The sequence below is a fragment of the Burkholderia sp. MSMB0856 genome, from assembly GCF_001524645.2.
Classification (GTDB): Bacteria; Pseudomonadota; Gammaproteobacteria; order Burkholderiales; family Burkholderiaceae; genus Burkholderia; species Burkholderia diffusa.
Genome location: NZ_CP013428.1, coordinates 689,847 through 706,694 on the forward strand (window position 1 = coordinate 689,847; position 16,848 = coordinate 706,694).

The following is a 16,848-nucleotide window of genomic DNA, read 5'->3' on the forward strand; positions in this document are numbered from 1 at the left end:
CCGTCGTCGTTGGCGTCACACAAGGCAGAAGCATGGACAAAGGCATACTCAAGAACGTTTCGATCAACTTCATCGGGCTGATCCTGCCGACCTTCGTGTCGCTGGTGACGGTGCCCGCGTACATCCACGCGCTGGGCGTCGAACGCTACGGCGTCGTCAGCCTCGTGTGGACGCTGATCGGTTATTTCGGGATCCTCGATCTCGGGATGAGCATGGCCGCGCAGAACCACATCTCGAAGGCGCTCGCGAGCGGCAACGCGGACGAAAGCGCGCGGGTCTTCTGGAGCGCGTTCTGGCTGAACCTCGGCACCGGCATCGTCGGCGGCCTGCTGATCTATTTCGGCGCGTTCGTCTATACCGCGTATTTCACGAAGGTGTCGGCGGCGATGCAGCACGAGGTGTATCTCGCGTTGCCGTGGCTCGCGCTCGCGATTCCGCTCGCGAACGTGTCGTGGGTGTTCGCCGGCGCGATCAACGGGGCCGAACGGTTCGGCGTGTTCAACACGAACCAGACGATCGGCACGTTCCTGTTCCAGCTGCTGCCGCTCGGCGCCGCATGGTGGATCGCGCCGAACCTGCAGACGGTGCTGGCCGCGGCCGTCCTCGCGCGGCTGATCGCGGCGGTGATGCTCGGTCACGCAAGCATCAAGGTGCTCGGCATCCGGCGCATCGACCCGCCGCAGTGGGGCACCGCGAAAGGGCTGTTCAACTTCGGCGGCTGGATGCTGATCGCGAGCACGACGAGCATGATCGCCGACACGCTCGACCGCGTGATGCTCGGCGCCGGCATGGGCGCGAAGTTCGTCACCTATTACACGGTTCCGCAGAACCTCGTCACGCGGCTGAACATGCTGCCGAACGCGCTGGTGCGCACGCTGTTTCCGCGCCTGTCCGCGGTCGGCCGTGAGCATGCCGACACGCTCGCGCGCCAGTCGCTCGAATTCCTGAACGGCGTGTTCACGCCGGTCGGCATCGTCGCGATCTTCGCGCTCGCACCGTTCCTCACATTGTGGGTCGGCGCCGATCTCGCCGCGCATTCGGCGCCGGTCGGGCGCGTGCTGGTGATCAGCGTCTGGCTCGTCGGCCAGGCGAGCGTCACGCGAATCCTGATCCAGTCGCAGGTCAATCCGGCCCGGGCGGCGTTCGCCGGGCTCGTCGAGATGCCGTTCTTCGTCGGCGGCCTGTGGTTCGGCATTCATCACTTCGGGCTGATCGGCGCGGCGGTGGTCGTCGCGACCCGCGCGCTGGTCGATTACGGCGTGCTGCTTTACCTGTCGGCGATCCGGATGCGCGCAATCGTGCTCGATATGCTCGCGCATCTCGCCTTCCTGCTCGCGAGCCTGTTTCTCGCGCAGGCGTGGTCGGGGCTCGGCGAGTCGATCGGCCTCTGCGCGGTCGTGCTGGTGCTGAACCTTGCGTGGTCGCTCACGATGACGCCGGCCCTGCGCGCGCTGGTGCGCGACCTGTTCGTCCGTCTCAATGCGAGGAAAACCGTATGAATCGCGATCTGGCGGAACACGCCATCCTGAACCTCGCCACGGCCGATGCCGCCGTGGCCGAAGCCGGCGACACCGCCGCGCTGCGCCGGACCGAACCGGCCGGGCAGGCGGGCGCACGCGATGCGTCGCGCCCGCTGCGCGTGGCGATCGTCCACGACTGGCTCGTCACATACGCCGGCGCCGAGCGCGTGCTCGAACAGATCGTCGCGTGCTTCCCCGATGCCGACCTGTTCAGCCTCGTCGATTTTCTCGACGATCGCGCGTTCGTGCGCGGCAAGCGGGTGACGACCTCGTTCATCCAGAAACTGCCGTTCGCGCGCACCAAGTACCGCAGCTACCTGCCGCTGATGCCGCTCGCGATCGAGCAGCTCGACGTGTCGGACTACGATCTCGTGATCTCCAGCAGCCATGCGGTCGCGAAGGGCGTGCTGACCGGGCCGGACCAGATGCACATCAGCTACGTGCATTCGCCGATCCGCTACGCGTGGGACCTGCAGCACCAGTATCTGGAACAGTCGAACCTCACGCACGGGCCGAAGTCGCTGCTCGCGCGGATGATCCTGCATTACATCCGCAACTGGGACACGCGCACCGCGAATGCGGTCGACGGCTTCGTCGCGAACTCCGCGTTCATCGCGCGACGCATCCGCAAGGTGTATCACCGCGACGCGGCGGTGATCTTCCCACCGGTCGACGTCGACGGCTTCTCGCTGAACGAGGCGAAGGACGATTTCTACCTGACCGCGTCGCGGATGGTGCCGTACAAGAAGATCGACCTGATCGTCGAAGCGTTCTCGCGCACGCCGGAGCGCAAGCTCGTGGTGATCGGCGACGGCCCCGAGATGCAGAAGATCCGCGCGAAGGCCGGCCCGAACGTCGAGATCATGGGTTATCAACCGTTCGCGGTGCTGCACGACCGGATGCGGCGCGCGAAGGCGTTCGTGTTCGCGGCCGAGGAGGATTTCGGGATCTCGGTGGTCGAGGCGCAGGCGTGCGGCACGCCCGTGATCGCTTACGGCAAGGGCGGTGCGCTCGAGACGGTGCTCGAACCGCGCACGCACGCGAATCCGACCGGGCTGTTCTTCGACGAACAGACGCCGCACGCAATCGTCGCGGCGGTCGACGATTTCGAGCGCGCGCCGCAGCGCTTCACGCCGCACGCGTGCCGCGCGAATGCAGAGCGCTTCTCCGCCGACACGTTCCGGCGGCGCTTCCTCGACTACGTGGAGGCGGCGCTGCCCGGCTCGACCGCGCAGCGCGGCACGGCCGTCGCGCCGATGCCGCCCGCGCGCGGCCCGGCGACGCTCGTGCTGGACCAGAGCGGCGTGCTCGGCGGCGCGGAGCTGTCGCTGCTGGAGATCATGAAGCACATGCGCGCGAACGCCGACGTGGTGCTGTTCGACGATGGCCCGTTCCGCGCGGCGCTCGACGAGATCGGCGCGCGCGTCGACGTGCTCGACCAGGGCGCGCTCGCCGGGGTGCGCAAGCAGGGCGGCGTGTCGGCCGGCGCGTTGAAGCAGCTTTACACGCTCGTGCGGGACGTCGTGCGGCGCGCACGCCGCGCCGAGGTGATCTACGCGAACACGCAGCGCGCGATGGTGGTCGCGGCGCTGGCCGGGCGGCTCGCGCGCAAGCCGGTGGTCTGGCACCTGCGCGACATCGTCAGCGGCGACCATTTCGGCAGCAAGCAACTGATGGCGATCAAGTACTGCGCGCGGTTCGGCGTCACGCGCGTGATCGCGAACTCCGACGCGTCCGCGCAGGCGTTCCGTGCGCTGACGGGCTTCACGCCGCAGCACGTCGACGTCGTGTTCAACGGCATTTCGGCGGAACCGTTCGACGCGCTGGACACGGCCAGCCAGGCCGCGCTGCGCGCGCGCTTCGGGCTGCCCGAGCATGCATGGCTGGTCGGCTCGTTCAGCCGCCTCGCGCACTGGAAGGGGCAGCACCTGCTGCTGGAGGCCGCGGCTCGCCATCCGGACATGCACGTGGTGCTGGTCGGCGCGCCGCTGTTCGGCGAGGACGAATACGCGGCGCAGCTGCACGAGATCGTCGCGCGTCACGGGATGGACGATCGCGTGCACTTCCTCGGCTTCCAGCGCGACGTGGCCGCGTGCATGAAGGCGGTCGACGTGGTCGCGCATACGTCGATCACGCCGGAGCCGTTCGGACGCGTGATCGTCGAGGGCATGCTCGCACGGCGACCGGTTGTCGCGGCCCGCGCGGGCGGAGTCGTCGAGATCATCGAGGACGGCGAAAACGGGCTGCTGTGCGAGCCGGGCAATGCGACCGCGCTGGCCGATGCGCTGGGCAGGCTGCAGCACGACGCCGCGCTGCGCGAGCGGCTCGTCGCGAGCGGGCGGGCGACCGCGGTGCGCCGGTTCGGCACCGCGACCTATGTGGAACGGGTCGAGAAGATCCTCGCGGATACGGCGAAGGCCGCGAAGGCGAAGAAGCGGTAGGTGCGGCGCGCCGGCGCGAATCGACGCCATGCGCCGGGAAACGGGCCCTCATGCGGCGGTGTGCTGCATGAGGGTTCTGCTTTTTGGGCGGGCGATGCGACGGTAGTGCAGCCGCCCAGGCGGCACGTGACGCCGCGTCACGCCCATGAAAATGCCCCCGCACGACTTGAGGTCGCGCGGGGGCCGGGAGCGCCGTAACGGCGCAATCAGACAGCCCGTTCGGGCGCCGGTGCGACGACGCGGGCGGCGCGCGTCGGCTTCAGGCTGGCCGACCACATCATCGCGGGGCGTTCGAACAGCCGGTAGAACACGTAGGCGACCGGAATCGCGGCGGCCATGAACGCGATCGACGGCCAGATCGACAGTTGCAGTTCCGAGTGGAACAGCACCGAGCCGAGGCAGACGAACAGCGGCAGATGGATCAGGTACAGCGAGTAGCTGAAGTCGCCGAACCAGCCGAGCACGCGCAAGAGCGGCGTCGGGCGCGGCGGGCAGGCGAGCGCGCGGTACAGGAAGCACGCGAAGCCGGCCGCCCACAGCTGGAACGCGCCGTACTGGCCGAAATGGAACGCGCCGCAGCCCGCGGCCAGCAGCGCGGCGGCCGCGAGATACCACGTGCGCGACGGCACGGCGGCCGTGCCGCGCGACGGCTGAGCGCGCACGTCGGCGATCCACGCGCCGACCGTCCAGGACAGCCAGTACGACGTGAAGAACTGCAGGTCGTGCCGTTCGAGCAGCCACGCCGACGCGACGTTGACGAGCGCGACGGCCGCCACGATGGCCGGCATGCCGATGCGCCGGCGCAGCGCGAACAGCAGCGGGTAGATCGCATAGAACTGCACTTCGAGCGACAGCGTCCACAGCGCGCCGTTCGACCCGTACGTGTAGCCGGCGACGCCCTGCAGCGAGAACAGGTTCACGAGGAACGCGGTGAGGCCGACGTCGCGGATCTTGTGGCTGACCGGCGCGATCTGCAGGCTGACCGCGTCCATCGCGAGCGTGAACAGCAGCGCGGCGAGCAGCACCGGGTAGATGCGCGCGAAGCGGCGCGCCCAGAAGTTCGGCGCGTCGAGCCGGTATGCGGGGTTGGCCGCGAGCTTGAGCGCCGCGTTGCGGTGGATGCAGTAGCCGCTGATCACGAAGAAGATCGGCACGCCGGCGGAGCCCCACGCGAACGGGAAGGTCAGGTAGCCGGCGATCACGCTCGGGTTCAGCGCATGACCGTAAGCGTGATGGAAGCTCTGCATGCCGACCCAGACGACCTGGCGGCAGTGGAAATAGGCGACGAGCAGCGCCGCGAACCCGCGCATCGCGTCGATCACGTGTTCCTTGTGGTCGGCGACGGGCGGCGCGGTCAAAGACGATCCGCTGAAAGCTTGCATGCGATTCGATTCCTTGCGACGGATGAAGGGGATGGTCCAATCGTAATGCGCAAGAATTCGATCCGAATGAATAAAAAAATCTCGCCGGGAAATGATGATGTTTCAGATGGTGGTTTTATTCCGGTCTGAAAGCGGTTTCGCCACTGCCACAATTATTTGCCGATTTTTTTCTGATAGCTTGAAGCTCCAGTTGATTGATGCAAGGAGCGGCAAGATGGACATGCATTGGATCGCGAGCGCGGCAGTACTGCTGGTCATGGCCGTGCTGTCGGCGTACCGCGAGGCGCTGAAGAACGAGCCGATTCGCCCGGGCCTCGAACGGGGCGGCGTCCCGTATATCGAGGAATTCGAATCGTAAGAATTTGTATCCGGAAAATCGGTAATTTGTTTATGTGTCGGCGCCGGGTTCGGCAATATCGACCGGATTCGCGGATTATCTATTTTCTTGAAACGTGGGCAATAGGTCCATATCGAAAATGAGCGGAGTGGAATTGGCCGTGCCGCCGGTTCTCGATATGCCGTTCGAAAAACAATTGCGCCGGGTCGCCCAGCGACGCGGCGCTGTCAACGCAATCAGGATGCGAACATGTTGAAAGTCACCAAGGCCGTGTTCCCCGTCGCCGGTCTCGGCACGCGGTTCCTCCCGGCAACGAAGGCGAGCCCGAAGGAAATGCTGCCCGTCGTCGACAAGCCGCTGATCCAGTACGCGGTCGAGGAAGCGATCAACGCCGGTATCACCGAGATGATCTTCGTGACCGGGCGCAGCAAGCGCGCGATCGAGGATCACTTCGACAAGTCGTACGAGATCGAGGCCGAACTCGAGGCGCGCGGCAAGGAAAAGCTGCTCGAACTCGTGCGCGGCATCAAGCCGAGCCACGTGAACTGCTTCTACGTGCGCCAGCCGGAAGCGCTCGGTCTCGGCCATGCGGTGCTGTGCGCGGAAAAGCTCGTGCACGGCGAGCCGTTCGCGGTGATTCTCGCCGACGACCTGCTGCATGGCGAACAGCCGGTGCTCAAGCAGCTCGTCGACGTGTTCGACCACTATCACAGCTCGGTGATCGGCGTCGAGACGATTCCGCGCGAGGACAGCCGCTCGTACGGCGTCGTCGAGGGCCGCGAGTGGGAAGAGGACATCATCAAGCTGTCGGGCATCATCGAGAAGCCGGCGCCGGAAGACGCGCCGTCGAACCTCGGCGTGGTCGGCCGCTACGTGTTCATGCCGACGATCTTCGATCACCTGCGCAAGCTCAAGCCGGGCGCAGGCGGCGAGTTGCAGCTGACCGACGCGGTCCAGACGCTGCTCGCGAACGAGCAGGTGCTCGCGTATCGCTACTACGGCACGCGTTTCGATTGCGGCAGCAAGATCGGCTACCTCAAGGCGACCGTCGAGCTCGCGCTCCAGCATCCGGAAGTGAGCCGCGAATTCGAGGCGTACCTGCGTACCTGTCTGCCCGCGCTGGCTGCTGTCGCATAAGCAGCTGCGCTGCTCCGTTGTTTCAGGTGGTGGTTGTTCCGTTGGCCCCGGCTGCCTCGTGCGTCGGGGCTTTTTTGCGTGTGGACGAAGTGCGCGCGTGCGGCGGCGGGTGACCGGCGATGCGGATTTCGGGCGGATTCGAGCGGGTGCGTACGCGACGATTTTGGTATGCCGCCGGACGGTGATGCCGGTTCGAGCGCGCGTTGCGCGTTGCGCGGTGCGCCGGACACCGCGGCGTTGAAACCGGTGCCGGCGCGCCGGCCGCTTGCGCGCTGATGAACGAGGGTTGCGTACAGGCTGCGTCGCGTCCGCGCCGGTCTCGCGCTCAGCGCGGCGACGTGCTCGGCCGCGCGACGAAGTACCGGGCCAGCATCGCGGCGATCGGCTTCTTGAAGTCGAGCAGGCGCCGTTCCAGATAGCGCCACGACAGATGTGCGAGCAGCACGGCAAGCGCGAACTGCAGCAGTTCGGGCAGCACGTCCCGGACGATTCCGGGCATCGGCACGCGCGCGAACAGCGCGGGCATCTCCCCGAAACGTGCCGGGATCAGGTTGTGGAACAGGTAGAAGCCGTAGCTGATCGTGCCGAGATAGACGAGCGGCGCCCAGTCGAGCAGTGCCACGGCCGGATGGTCGGGTTCGGTGACGATCCACAGCATCAGCGCGCCAAGCGACGCGGACAGGCCGAGATCCGCGAGCCCCGTGACGACGTCCGGCAGCATCGTGAACGCGGGCAGCGCGAGGAAGAACACGACGCCGGCGGCGGCGAGCCAGCCGGGCGGAATGCGGCGGACGACGTCCTGGCCGCGATCGGCGAGCGCCATCGCACCGACGCCGCCCAGCGCGATCAGCGCGAAATTCCACGGGGAAAACGCGTAGATCAGCACCGGCGATGCGTCGACCGCGTAGAGCGCGAGATGCGCGGCCGCGCACAGCGCGATGGCCGCGACGCCGAGCACGACATGGCGCGCGGCCGGCACCGCGAGCAGCGTGAGCGGCGCAATCAGATAGAACTGCTGCTCAACCGCGAGGCTCCAGAAGTGCGACGTGGAGCCCGGCCAGCCGTCCTTGACGACGCCGATCCAGTAATTCGACAGGAACGTGGCGTGCCAAGCGAGCCCGAGATCGACGCCGCGCTGGTAGAACAGCGCGTGCGCGATCGCGAGCGCGGCGAGCAGCAGGTAGTAGACGGGAAAGATCCGCAGCGCGCGCTTCGCGAGAAACAGCGCCAGCGCATGGCGGCGCGTCATCGCGCCGCACTCGATCGCCTGACGATTGCGATGCAGTTCGCCGACGATCAGGAATCCGCTGATGAAGAAGAACGTCCACACACCGAGCTTGCCCACGTCGACAGCGAGGACGTGGCCCTTGTGGGACAGGAAAACGAGGATGACGGCGATGGCTCGCAGGCCGTCGAGTCCTTTGACGTATCTGACTTCGCGCATGAAGGCATCCGGGGCACTGAGCGAGGTCAGTATAGGTGCGCAAATATCGAACGTAATTCGCGATCGGACGCGTTTGGACGTATACGTGAAGGCGTTTTTCGATGCTGGAGCGCCGTCGAAGTCGGTCGCGCGCAACAAAACCTGCGGGAAACCCCGCGAAAACGCATAAAAGTACTCCACGAAGCGTCAAGGCGCTTGTAGAATCCGGCGTTGAAGCGCGCGCGTTGCACGCTTCGTGTATCCAACGACCACACCTGGTAGGAGAAACATGGCGACTTCCGCAAAAAAGGTGGCCAAGAAGGCTGCCGCACCGGCCACCAAGAAAGTGGCTGCCAAAAAGGCTGCGCCCGCGAAGAAAGTAGTGGCCAAGAAGGCTGTCGCGAAGGCAGCACCGGCTGCTCCGACGCCGCTGAAGGACAAGTTCACGAAGGCATCGCTCGCAACGCACATCGCTGAGCGCGCAGCTGTCGAAGTGAAGGCGGTCAAGGCAGTGCTCGTCGCACTCGAGAACGTCGTGCTGGGCTCGGTTCACAAGAAGGGCGCAGGCGAGTTCACGCTGCCGGGTCTGCTGAAGATCACGGCGCAAGTCGTGCCGGCGAAGAAGAAGCGCTTCGGCAAGGATCCGTTCACGGGCGAAGAGCGCTGGTTCCCGGCAAAGCCGGCCAGCGTGCGCGTGAAGGCACGTGCGCTGAAGAAGCTGAAGGACGCGGCTGCGTAATGCCGCGTAACGGTCGCCGAATGCATGTCGGCGGCCGTTGCGATGTCCGACGATCCCCGTACGCGAAAGCGTACGGGGATTTTTATTGCGCCGCGCAAATCGAACGGCCGCGTCGGTATCGCACGGCGCGGATACGGCATGACGTGACGCGCATCCGGTGTGGCGGGCCGCTTGCGCGGATGGCCGGATCGTCGTGTTCGTGCCGGCGCGCGGCTGTGCATCGCCGCGCGTTGCGCGTGCGTCGCGCGGGGCTTGCGCGATGAACGCGACGATCGTTCCCGCCGAGATCGCCGAGCAGGTGACGGTCGCGTGCGCCGCGATCGAACGGCATCTCGGCGCGACGCTGCAGGCGATGCATCTGTTCGGTTCGGCGCTCGACGGCGGGCTGAAACCGCGCAGCGACATCGACCTGCTGGTGACGGTTGCCGCATCGCCGGGCGAAGCGGTGCGGCGCGCGCTGCTGCTCGACTTGCTCGACGTGTCTGCGCCGCCACGGAGCGAGTCGCTCAGGCGCGCGCTGGAAGTAACCGTGGTCGTGCGCGGCGACGTGGTGCCGTGGCGTCATCCCGCCCGGCGCGAACTGCAGTTCGGCGAGTGGCTGCGCCGCGATCTGCGCGCGGGTATCGTCGAGCCGGCATGCGTCGATCACGATCTGGCGATTCTGTTGACGAAGGTGCGGCAGCACGACGTTGCGCTGCGCGGGCCGCGCGCGGCCGCGTGGTTCGACGCGGTGCCCGCACGCGATTTCGTCGCCGCGCTCCTCGCCACGGTTGCGCAGTGGAATGCCGAGCCCGACTGGCGCGGCGACGAATGCAACGTCGTGCTCGCGCTCGCGCGCATCTGGTACAGCGCCGCGACCGGCAGGATCGCGCCGAAGGATGTCGCCGCGGCGTGGGCGCTGGAGCGCCTGCCCGACACGTACCGCCCCGTTCTGTCGGCCGCGCGTATCGTCTATCTGCGCGGTGACGGCGACGGTGCCGACGCGCTGTTGTCGGGCCAACCGGTCGCCGCATTCGTGCGTTACGTGCGACGGATCGTCGAAGCCACGTTGTCGGCGTAGTCGCGCGCGAACGGTCGCTGGCCGCGATTGCGTCGCGGCACGATGCAATCCCGTCGACGGCCGCGGTCAGGCGCGTATCGCGCGTGCCGCGGGCGTGCCGATGCCCGCGCGAAGGAGGCCGCGGCGCCCGTGCTTCGTCAGCCCGCCGTGCCGGCGTAGGCGGCCTTCAGCGCGGCGACGTCGAACTTCGTCATCTGCATCATGGCCGCGGCCACGCGCGCCGCCTTGACCTCGTCACGGTCGGCCATCATCGGGATCAGCGCGTCGGGCACGATCTGCCATGAGACGCCGAAGCGGTCACGCAGCCAGCCGCAGCCGTCGGCCGTGCCGCCGTTGTCGAGCAACGCGCTCCAGTAGCGGTCGAGTTCCGCCTGGTCGGCGCAACTGATCATCAGCGAGATCGCGTGGTTGAATGTCTCGGTGCGCGGGTGGCTCATCGCGATGAACGGCTGGCCGAACAGCTCGAATTCGACCATCCGGGTGCCGCTGGTGCCGGGTATCGCCGTGACGCGCACGACGCGCGAGTTCGGGAAAATGCCCGCGTAGAAGGCCGCGGCTTCTTCGGCTTCCGTCGCATACCAGAGGAACGGCGTGATCTTCTGAATCGTCATGGAGCGTCTCCTGTCGGATGTCGGTGAAGGATGGGGCAATCTGCGTGCCGCCATCGATACGACGGATGAAGGCCGTCGAAATCGACAAGTCGAAGCATAGTGCTTCGCGTCGCTGTATCGAAATCGGCAGGGTGGGCGCGCAAGCGTCCGTTGCGATGGCGGTTCCGTCGTCGCGCGTCAGGGGGATATGGCGAGGTTCGCGCGGCGGCGTGCGCCTGACCGGCCGTATGCGGCCGTCGGACAGCAAGGGGTGTCCGGATGCCTCAGGACAGGCTTCCAGCGCGCGACAGGCGGCCCAGGAGCCGCTCCCGGCCGGTTGCCGTACCCAAGTGTCGACCACGGCCATCGCCCGCCACGGCGCCGCCGGCAACGGACGAAAAAAAACCAGCCACGGCCGAAACCGGTGACTGGTTTTGCAGTTCGGCGACATGGCGTCGGAGACGCCATGCACACCGGAAACGTACTTCTTAGAACTTGTGGCGAATGCCGACCGCGACCAGCTCGGCCGAGCTCTTGCCAGCGAAGCCGTACGAAGCGATCGACGCTTGCGCGCTTTGCTGCACGCCGTCGACGAGCTGCGTGCCGCTTGCGTGCTGGTATGCGCCAACCAGGTAGACGTCCGTGCGCTTCGACAGCGAGTAGTCCGCGCCGACACCGACTTGGTGGTACTTAGCCGACGTGTCGCCGCTAGCCTTCGTGTACGAGTAGCCGAGGCCCAGCAGCAGCGGCGGCGTGACTTGGTACGTTGCGAAGCCGCGGATCGTGTTGTACTTCTCGGTCGAGCCGAAGCCCGAGAACGCATCCGGCTTGTACTGTGCGTTGCTGTAGCCGACGCCGAACGTCACCGGGCCGAGGGCATACTGGCCTGCGACTTGCGCGATGGCGATCGACTTCGCCGTTGCGTAACCCGAGTTGATCGGGCCGTCGAAGATCGCGTCGGACGTCGTCGAACCCCAGCCTGCGCGGCCGACAGCCGTCGTCGGCGACGGGTTGGCTGCGTAGAAGTAGCCTGCTGCAACGCCGACCGGGCCGTTGTTGTAGGCAGCCGCGACCGACCACGTCTGGCCCGAACCCGTCTTGCCTGCAACGCCGCCGAGAGCGTACATGCCTTCGACCTGGAAGCCTGCCCAGACCGGCGACGTGTACTTGATTGCGTTGCTGACGCGCAGCGAGTTGTCGTTGTTGTCGACGTCGCCCGGCGTTGCCATCACGCTGCCGAAGTAGTTGTCAGCCGTGACTGCCTGGACCAGATCGACCAGCGGGTCGTACTGGCGGCCGAGCGTCAGCGTACCGTACTGGGCGCTCTCGAGGCCGACGTATGCCTGACGACCGAACATGCGACCGCCCTGGTTCAGGTGGCCGGTGCCCGGATCAAAACCGTTTTCCAACTGGAAGATCGCCTTCAGGCCACCGCCGAGGTCTTCAGCGCCTTTCAGGCCCCAACGGCTGCCTTGCAGGTTGCCCGACAGCATTTGCCACGAGTTGTTGGCTTGGCCGTTGTTGCCGTGAACCCATGCGATCGACGTATCGATCACGCCGTACAGCGTGACGCTCGACTGAGCGTGAGCAGCGCCAGCGGCGCCCAGCAGGGCGAGCGAGAGGGTCGAGAGTGCGAGTTTCTTCATCGTTGAGTATCTCCACGCAAATGAATCGTCATTCGTTATTTGTTGCGGATTGGAGAATAGCTCAGTGCCATACGTGCAAGAAAGCTTAAAAAATAAAGTGTCTCGAAAAGGTAACAGCGGAAAAAAATCCATATATATCAAGGACATCAACGACTGTTCCTCTTTTTGAAATAGTTGACATTTGGTGCGCTGCGATTGTTGCAACTGTTGATGCGTTCGGCAGGAGAAGGGCGGATTTCGCCGGTTCGTGCGCGGAAATCGAGGCATGCAAACGTTTGCTGTTGCAGCACGCATCGCCTGCCGACGCAAAGAACGCGTCAACGTGCGCGAATGCGCGGCGGGCGGGGTGGTTGCGGAAAGGGAGGCGGTCGCGTAGGGCGGCGATACGACGCGCGCGGCGCGACCGCGGGAAGCAATACGTGGGGAATCAGTCGCCGCTTGCGCGATCGGTCGGCGCGGCCGCGGCCGCGGCCGCGGCGTTGCCGGTGCGGCGATGCGCATCGCCGCGCGCGGCCGCGAATTCCGCGCCGAGCAGCAGCACGGCCGCCGAGAAGTACAGCCACATCAGCAGGACCGCGAACGATCCGGCCGCGCCGAACGCGCTGGCCGTGCCCGCACGCGCGAGGTACAGCGCGAACAGCTTCTTGCCGCCCGAGAACAGAATCGCGGACACGATTCCGCCGATCGTCGCGTCGCGCCATGCGACGCGCGCATCGGGCAGGAACTTCATCAGCGCGGCGAACGCGCCCGCGAGCACCGCGATGCCGACGAAGAACTGCAGCAGATTGGTGATCACGACGTACGGCGAATCACCGAGCAGCCAGGTGCCGACGAACGTGATCGCGGTATCGAGCACCAGCGACACGATCAACAGGAACGCGACGCCGAGCACGAGCCCGAACGAAACCAGCCGCACGCGCACGAGCCCGAGCATGCTCGACCAGCGGCTTTCCGTGCTGGGCCAGATCACGCTCAGTGCGGTGTTCAGCGACGCGAACGTCGCCGACGCGCCGACCGCGAGCGCGGCGAACGAGATCAGCGTCGCGATTCCGCCGCGCTCGCCCGCGCGATGCGCGTTCTGCACGATCGTCTGGATGCTGGCCGCCGCGTCGTCGCCGATCAACTGATGCGCCTGCTCGAACACCTGGCCGCGTGCGGCGTCGTCGCCGTAGAACCAGCCGGCCACGGCGATCACCATCACGAGCGTCGGCGCGAGCGAGAACGCGGAGAAGAATGCGATGCTCGCGGCCATCGCCGAGCAGCGGTCGGACGAGAAGCGCTTGAACGCATTGAGTGCCCAGTTGGCCTGCTGTTGCGCGAGACGGGTGGCTTCGGACGTGATCGGTCGTTTCATGACGGTTCGGTTGGGCGTTGTACGCAAGGACATCGGCGGATCAGACAAATCGGTATTGATCCGAGGATTCGATCATAGTTGCCTGAACTGTCTATAATTCCTTTCAGTTTCACCTCACCCCACAAAAACGCCGAGACCATCATGCTACAAATGTCCCGGCGCCAGTTCCTGAAGGTGACGGCCACGTCGCTTGCCGGATCGAGTCTTGCCCTGATGGGCTTTTCTCCGACGGAAGCGCTCGCCGAGGTCCGACAGTACAAGCTGGCGCGCACAGTCGAAACGCGCAACACCTGCCCTTATTGCTCGGTGGGTTGCGGCATCCTGATGTATAGCCTCGGTGACGGCGCGAAGAACGCACAGCCGAGCATCATCCATATCGAAGGCGATCCCGACCATCCGGTCAATCGCGGCACGCTGTGCCCGAAGGGCGCGAGCCTGATCGATTTCATCCACAGCCCGAACCGCCTGACGCATCCCGAATACCGCGCGCCCGGCTCGGACAAGTGGGAGCCGATCTCTTGGAACGACGCGCTCGACCGGATCGCGAAGCTGATGAAAGCGGACCGCGACGCGAACTTCGTCGAGACGGCCGAAGACGGCGCGAAGGTCAACCGCTGGCTGACCACCGGCATGCTGGCCGCGTCGGCGGGCAGCAACGAAGTCGGCTACCTGACCCACAAGACTATCCGTAGTCTGGGGATGCTCGCATTCGACAATCAGGCGCGTGTCTGACATGGCCCGACGGTGGCAGGTCTTGCCCCGACGTTTGGCCGTGGAGCGATGACGAACCATTGGGTCGACATCAAGAACGCGGACGTGATTCTCGTGATGGGCGGCAATGCAGCCGAGGCCCATCCGTGCGGTTTCAAGTGGGTAACGGAGGCGAAGGCGCACCGCAAGGCGCGGCTGATCGTCGTCGACCCGCGCTTCACGCGTACGGCCTCGGTGGCCGATTACTACGCGCCGATCCGCACCGGCACCGACATCGTCTTCCTGGGCGGTGTGATCAACTATCTGCTGACGAACGACAAGATCCAGCATGAGTACGTGAAGAACTACACGGACTTCTCGTTCATCGTGCGCGAGGATTTCGCGTTCAACGACGGCATCTATTCCGGCTACGACGCGGAGAAACACGCGTACCCGGACAAATCGAGCTGGGACTACGAACGAGGCGACGACGGCTTCGTGAAGGTCGACCCGACGCTGCAACATCCGCGCTGCGTGTACAACCTGCTGAAGCAGCACTACGCACGCTATACGCCGGACATGGTGCAGCAGACGTGCGGCACGCCGAAGGAGAAATTCCTGAAGGTGTGCGAAATGCTCGCGACGACGGCCGTTCCCGGCCGCGCCGGCACGGTGCTGTACGCGCTCGGCTGGACCCACCATTCGATCGGCGCGCAGATCATCCGCACCGGCGCGATGGTGCAGCTGCTGCTCGGCAACATCGGCATCGCCGGCGGCGGCATGAATGCGCTGCGCGGCCACTCGAACATCCAGGGGTTGACCGACCTCGGGCTGATGTCGAACCTGCTGCCCGGCTACATGACGCTGCCGATGCAGGCCGAGCAGGATTTCGACGGCTACATCAAGAAGCGCACGCAGCTGCCGCTGCGACCGAACCAGCTGAGTTACTGGAAGAACTACAAGGCCTTCCACGTCAGCTTCATGAAGTCGTGGTGGGGCGATGCGGCGACCGCCGAGAACAACTGGGCCTACGACTACCTGCCGAAGCTGGACAAGCAGTACGACCTGCTGCAGGCGATCGAGCTGATGAATGCCGGCAAGATGAACGGCTACATCTGCCAGGGCTTCAACCCGCTCGCGGCGGCGCCGTCGAAGGTGAAGACGGCGGCAGGCCTCGCGAAGCTGAAGTGGCTCGTGATCATGGATCCGCTCGCAACCGAGACGTCCGAGTTCTGGAAGCATCACGGCGACTACAACGACGTCGATGCGTCGAAGATCCAGACCGAGGTGTTCCGTCTGCCGACCACGTGCTTCGCGGAGGAAAACGGTTCGCTCGTCAGTTCGAGCCGCGTGCTGCAATGGCACTGGAAGGGCGCGGAGCCGCCGGGCCAGGCGCGCAGCGACCTCGAGATCATGTCGGGGCTGTTCCTGCGCATGCGCAAGATGTACCAGGCGGACGGCGGCAAGTATCCGGATCCGATCGTGAACCTGACCTGGCCGTACGCGAACCCGGAAAGCCCGACGCCCGAAGAGCTCGCGATGGAGTTCAACGGCCGTGCGCTCGCCGACTTGCCCGACCCGAAGGATCCGGCCAAGACGCTCGTGAAGAAGGGCGAGCAGCTCGCCGCGTTCGCGCAGCTGAAGGACGACGGCACGACCGCGAGCGGCTGCTGGATCTTCTGCGGTGCCTGGACGCAGGCCGGCAACCAGATGGGGCGGCGCGACAACTCGGACCCGACCGGCATCGGCCAGACGCTGAACTGGGCGTGGGCCTGGCCGGCCAACCGGCGGATCCTGTACAACCGCGCGTCGTGCGACGTGAGCGGCAAGCCGTTCGACCCGACCCGCAAGCTGATCGGCTGGAACGGCAGCGCGTGGAAGGGCGCCGACGTGCCGGACTTCAAGGCCGACGAATCGCCCGAGAACGGGATGGGGCCGTTCATCATGAACCCGGAAGGCGTCGCGCGCTTCTTCGCCCGCGCGGGGATGAACGAAGGTCCGTTCCCCGAGCACTACGAGCCGTTCGAGACGCCGCTCGCGGCGAATCCGCTGCACCCCGACAACCCGCAGGCGCTGAATAACCCGGCGGCCCGCGTGTTCCCGGACGACCGCGCGTCGTTCGGCAAGGTGTCGGAGTTCCCGCACGTCGCGACGACTTACCGGCTGACCGAGCATTTCCACTACTGGACCAAGCATGCACGGCTGAACGCGATCATCCAGCCCGAGCAATTCGTCGAGATCGGCGAAGATCTCGCGAAGGAAGTCGGCGTCGCGCATGGCGATCGCGTGAAGGTGTCGTCCAAGCGCGGCTACATCGTCGCGGTGGCGCTCGTCACGAAGCGGATCAAGCCGCTGACGATCGAGGGCAAGAAGGTCCAGACGGTCGGCGTCCCGTTGCACTGGGGCTTCAAGGGTCTGACGAAGCCCGGCTATCTCGCCAATACCCTGACTCCGTCCGTAGGCGACGGCAACTCGTACACACCGGAATTCAAGTCGTTCCTGGTGAAGGTCGAAAAGGCGTAAGGGGGA

Annotated in this window: 12 protein-coding genes; 7 read left to right on the forward strand and 5 right to left on the reverse strand. The window is 65.8% G+C overall.

Annotation, left to right across the window (positions count from 1 at the left end; translation table 11 throughout):
* Positions 1-32: 32 nt before the first annotated feature.
* Both WS87_RS20770 and WS87_RS20775 read left to right on the forward strand, forming a co-directional pair.
* Positions 33-1,499: a flippase gene (locus tag WS87_RS20770; protein ID WP_059818808.1), complete on the forward strand. Its 1,467-nt coding sequence runs from the start codon at positions 33-35 to the stop codon at positions 1,497-1,499.
* Entirely contained in the window at positions 1,496-3,961 is a 2,466-nt protein-coding gene (locus tag WS87_RS20775; protein ID WP_059818809.1) for a glycosyltransferase family 4 protein, read from the forward strand. Before WS87_RS20770 ends, WS87_RS20775 begins: the two co-directional genes overlap by 4 nt.
* 206 nt (positions 3,962-4,167) lie before the next feature.
* On the opposite strand, the gene WS87_RS20780 is transcribed toward WS87_RS20775, so the two are convergent.
* Complete coding sequence (locus tag WS87_RS20780; RefSeq protein WP_059818810.1) at positions 4,168-5,343, reverse strand: acyltransferase family protein; 1,176 nt, start codon at positions 5,341-5,343, stop codon at positions 4,168-4,170.
* Positions 5,344-5,557: 214 nt separating this feature from the next.
* Between WS87_RS20780 and WS87_RS34035 the strand changes: the two genes are divergently transcribed.
* Entirely contained in the window at positions 5,558-5,701 is a 144-nt protein-coding gene (locus WS87_RS34035; RefSeq protein ID WP_006479318.1) for a hypothetical protein, read from the forward strand.
* Positions 5,702-5,929: 228 nt separating this feature from the next.
* Positions 5,930-6,817, forward strand: a complete 888-nt coding sequence (gene galU / locus WS87_RS20790; protein ID WP_034179975.1) for a UTP--glucose-1-phosphate uridylyltransferase GalU — start codon at positions 5,930-5,932, stop codon at positions 6,815-6,817.
* A gap of 325 nt (positions 6,818-7,142) precedes the next feature.
* Here galU and WS87_RS20795 read toward each other — a convergent pair whose 3' ends face one another.
* On the reverse strand, positions 7,143-8,261 hold the full coding sequence (locus tag WS87_RS20795) for an acyltransferase family protein (protein WP_059818811.1): 1,119 nt from the start codon (positions 8,259-8,261) through the stop codon (positions 7,143-7,145).
* A gap of 268 nt (positions 8,262-8,529) precedes the next feature.
* On the opposite strand from WS87_RS20795, the gene WS87_RS20805 reads away from it, so the two are divergent.
* The gene (locus WS87_RS20805; protein ID WP_011548077.1) at positions 8,530-8,979 is read left to right on the forward strand and encodes an HU family DNA-binding protein; all 450 of its coding nucleotides are present in this window, start codon (positions 8,530-8,532) and stop codon (positions 8,977-8,979) included.
* A gap of 259 nt (positions 8,980-9,238) precedes the next feature.
* Positions 9,239-10,039, forward strand: a complete 801-nt coding sequence (locus WS87_RS20810) for an aminoglycoside adenylyltransferase family protein (RefSeq protein WP_059819624.1) — start codon at positions 9,239-9,241, stop codon at positions 10,037-10,039.
* Between the two features lie 137 nt (positions 10,040-10,176).
* On the opposite strand, the gene WS87_RS20815 is transcribed toward WS87_RS20810, so the two are convergent.
* The 3 genes from WS87_RS20815 to WS87_RS20825 form a co-directional block, all read right to left on the reverse strand.
* Positions 10,177-10,650 carry a VOC family protein gene (locus WS87_RS20815; protein ID WP_059689716.1) on the reverse strand — a complete coding sequence of 158 codons (474 nt, stop codon included), beginning with the start codon at positions 10,648-10,650 and terminating at the stop codon, positions 10,177-10,179.
* Between the two features lie 467 nt (positions 10,651-11,117).
* Positions 11,118-12,275 (reverse strand): porin, encoded by a 1,158-nt coding sequence (locus WS87_RS20820; RefSeq protein ID WP_059524787.1) that lies wholly within the window; start codon positions 12,273-12,275, stop codon positions 11,118-11,120.
* A 427-nt stretch (positions 12,276-12,702) separates the two neighbouring features.
* Positions 12,703-13,629, reverse strand: coding sequence for a YihY/virulence factor BrkB family protein (locus WS87_RS20825; protein WP_059818812.1), 927 nt, complete (start codon positions 13,627-13,629; stop codon positions 12,703-12,705).
* A 141-nt stretch (positions 13,630-13,770) separates the two neighbouring features.
* Between WS87_RS20825 and fdnG the strand changes: the two genes are divergently transcribed.
* On the forward strand, positions 13,771-16,842 hold the full coding sequence (gene fdnG, locus WS87_RS20835; RefSeq protein ID WP_159085697.1) for a formate dehydrogenase-N subunit alpha: 3,072 nt from the start codon (positions 13,771-13,773) through the stop codon (positions 16,840-16,842).
* The last annotated feature ends 6 nt before the right edge of the window (positions 16,843-16,848 follow it).

Coding starts and splice junctions, on each gene's coding strand:
- WS87_RS20770 (WP_059818808.1), top strand. CDS start 33: ATGGACAAAGGCATACTCAAGAACGTTTCGATCAACTTCATCGGGCTG.
- WS87_RS20775 (WP_059818809.1), top strand. CDS start 1,496: ATGAATCGCGATCTGGCGGAACACGCCATCCTGAACCTCGCCACGGCC.
- WS87_RS20780 (WP_059818810.1), bottom strand. CDS start 5,343: ATGCAAGCTTTCAGCGGATCGTCTTTGACCGCGCCGCCCGTCGCCGAC.
- WS87_RS34035 (WP_006479318.1), top strand. CDS start 5,558: ATGGACATGCATTGGATCGCGAGCGCGGCAGTACTGCTGGTCATGGCC.
- galU (WP_034179975.1), top strand. CDS start 5,930: ATGTTGAAAGTCACCAAGGCCGTGTTCCCCGTCGCCGGTCTCGGCACG.
- WS87_RS20795 (WP_059818811.1), bottom strand. CDS start 8,261: ATGCGCGAAGTCAGATACGTCAAAGGACTCGACGGCCTGCGAGCCATC.
- WS87_RS20805 (WP_011548077.1), top strand. CDS start 8,530: ATGGCGACTTCCGCAAAAAAGGTGGCCAAGAAGGCTGCCGCACCGGCC.
- WS87_RS20810 (WP_059819624.1), top strand. CDS start 9,239: ATGAACGCGACGATCGTTCCCGCCGAGATCGCCGAGCAGGTGACGGTC.
- WS87_RS20815 (WP_059689716.1), bottom strand. CDS start 10,650: ATGACGATTCAGAAGATCACGCCGTTCCTCTGGTATGCGACGGAAGCC.
- WS87_RS20820 (WP_059524787.1), bottom strand. CDS start 12,275: ATGAAGAAACTCGCACTCTCGACCCTCTCGCTCGCCCTGCTGGGCGCC.
- WS87_RS20825 (WP_059818812.1), bottom strand. CDS start 13,629: ATGAAACGACCGATCACGTCCGAAGCCACCCGTCTCGCGCAACAGCAG.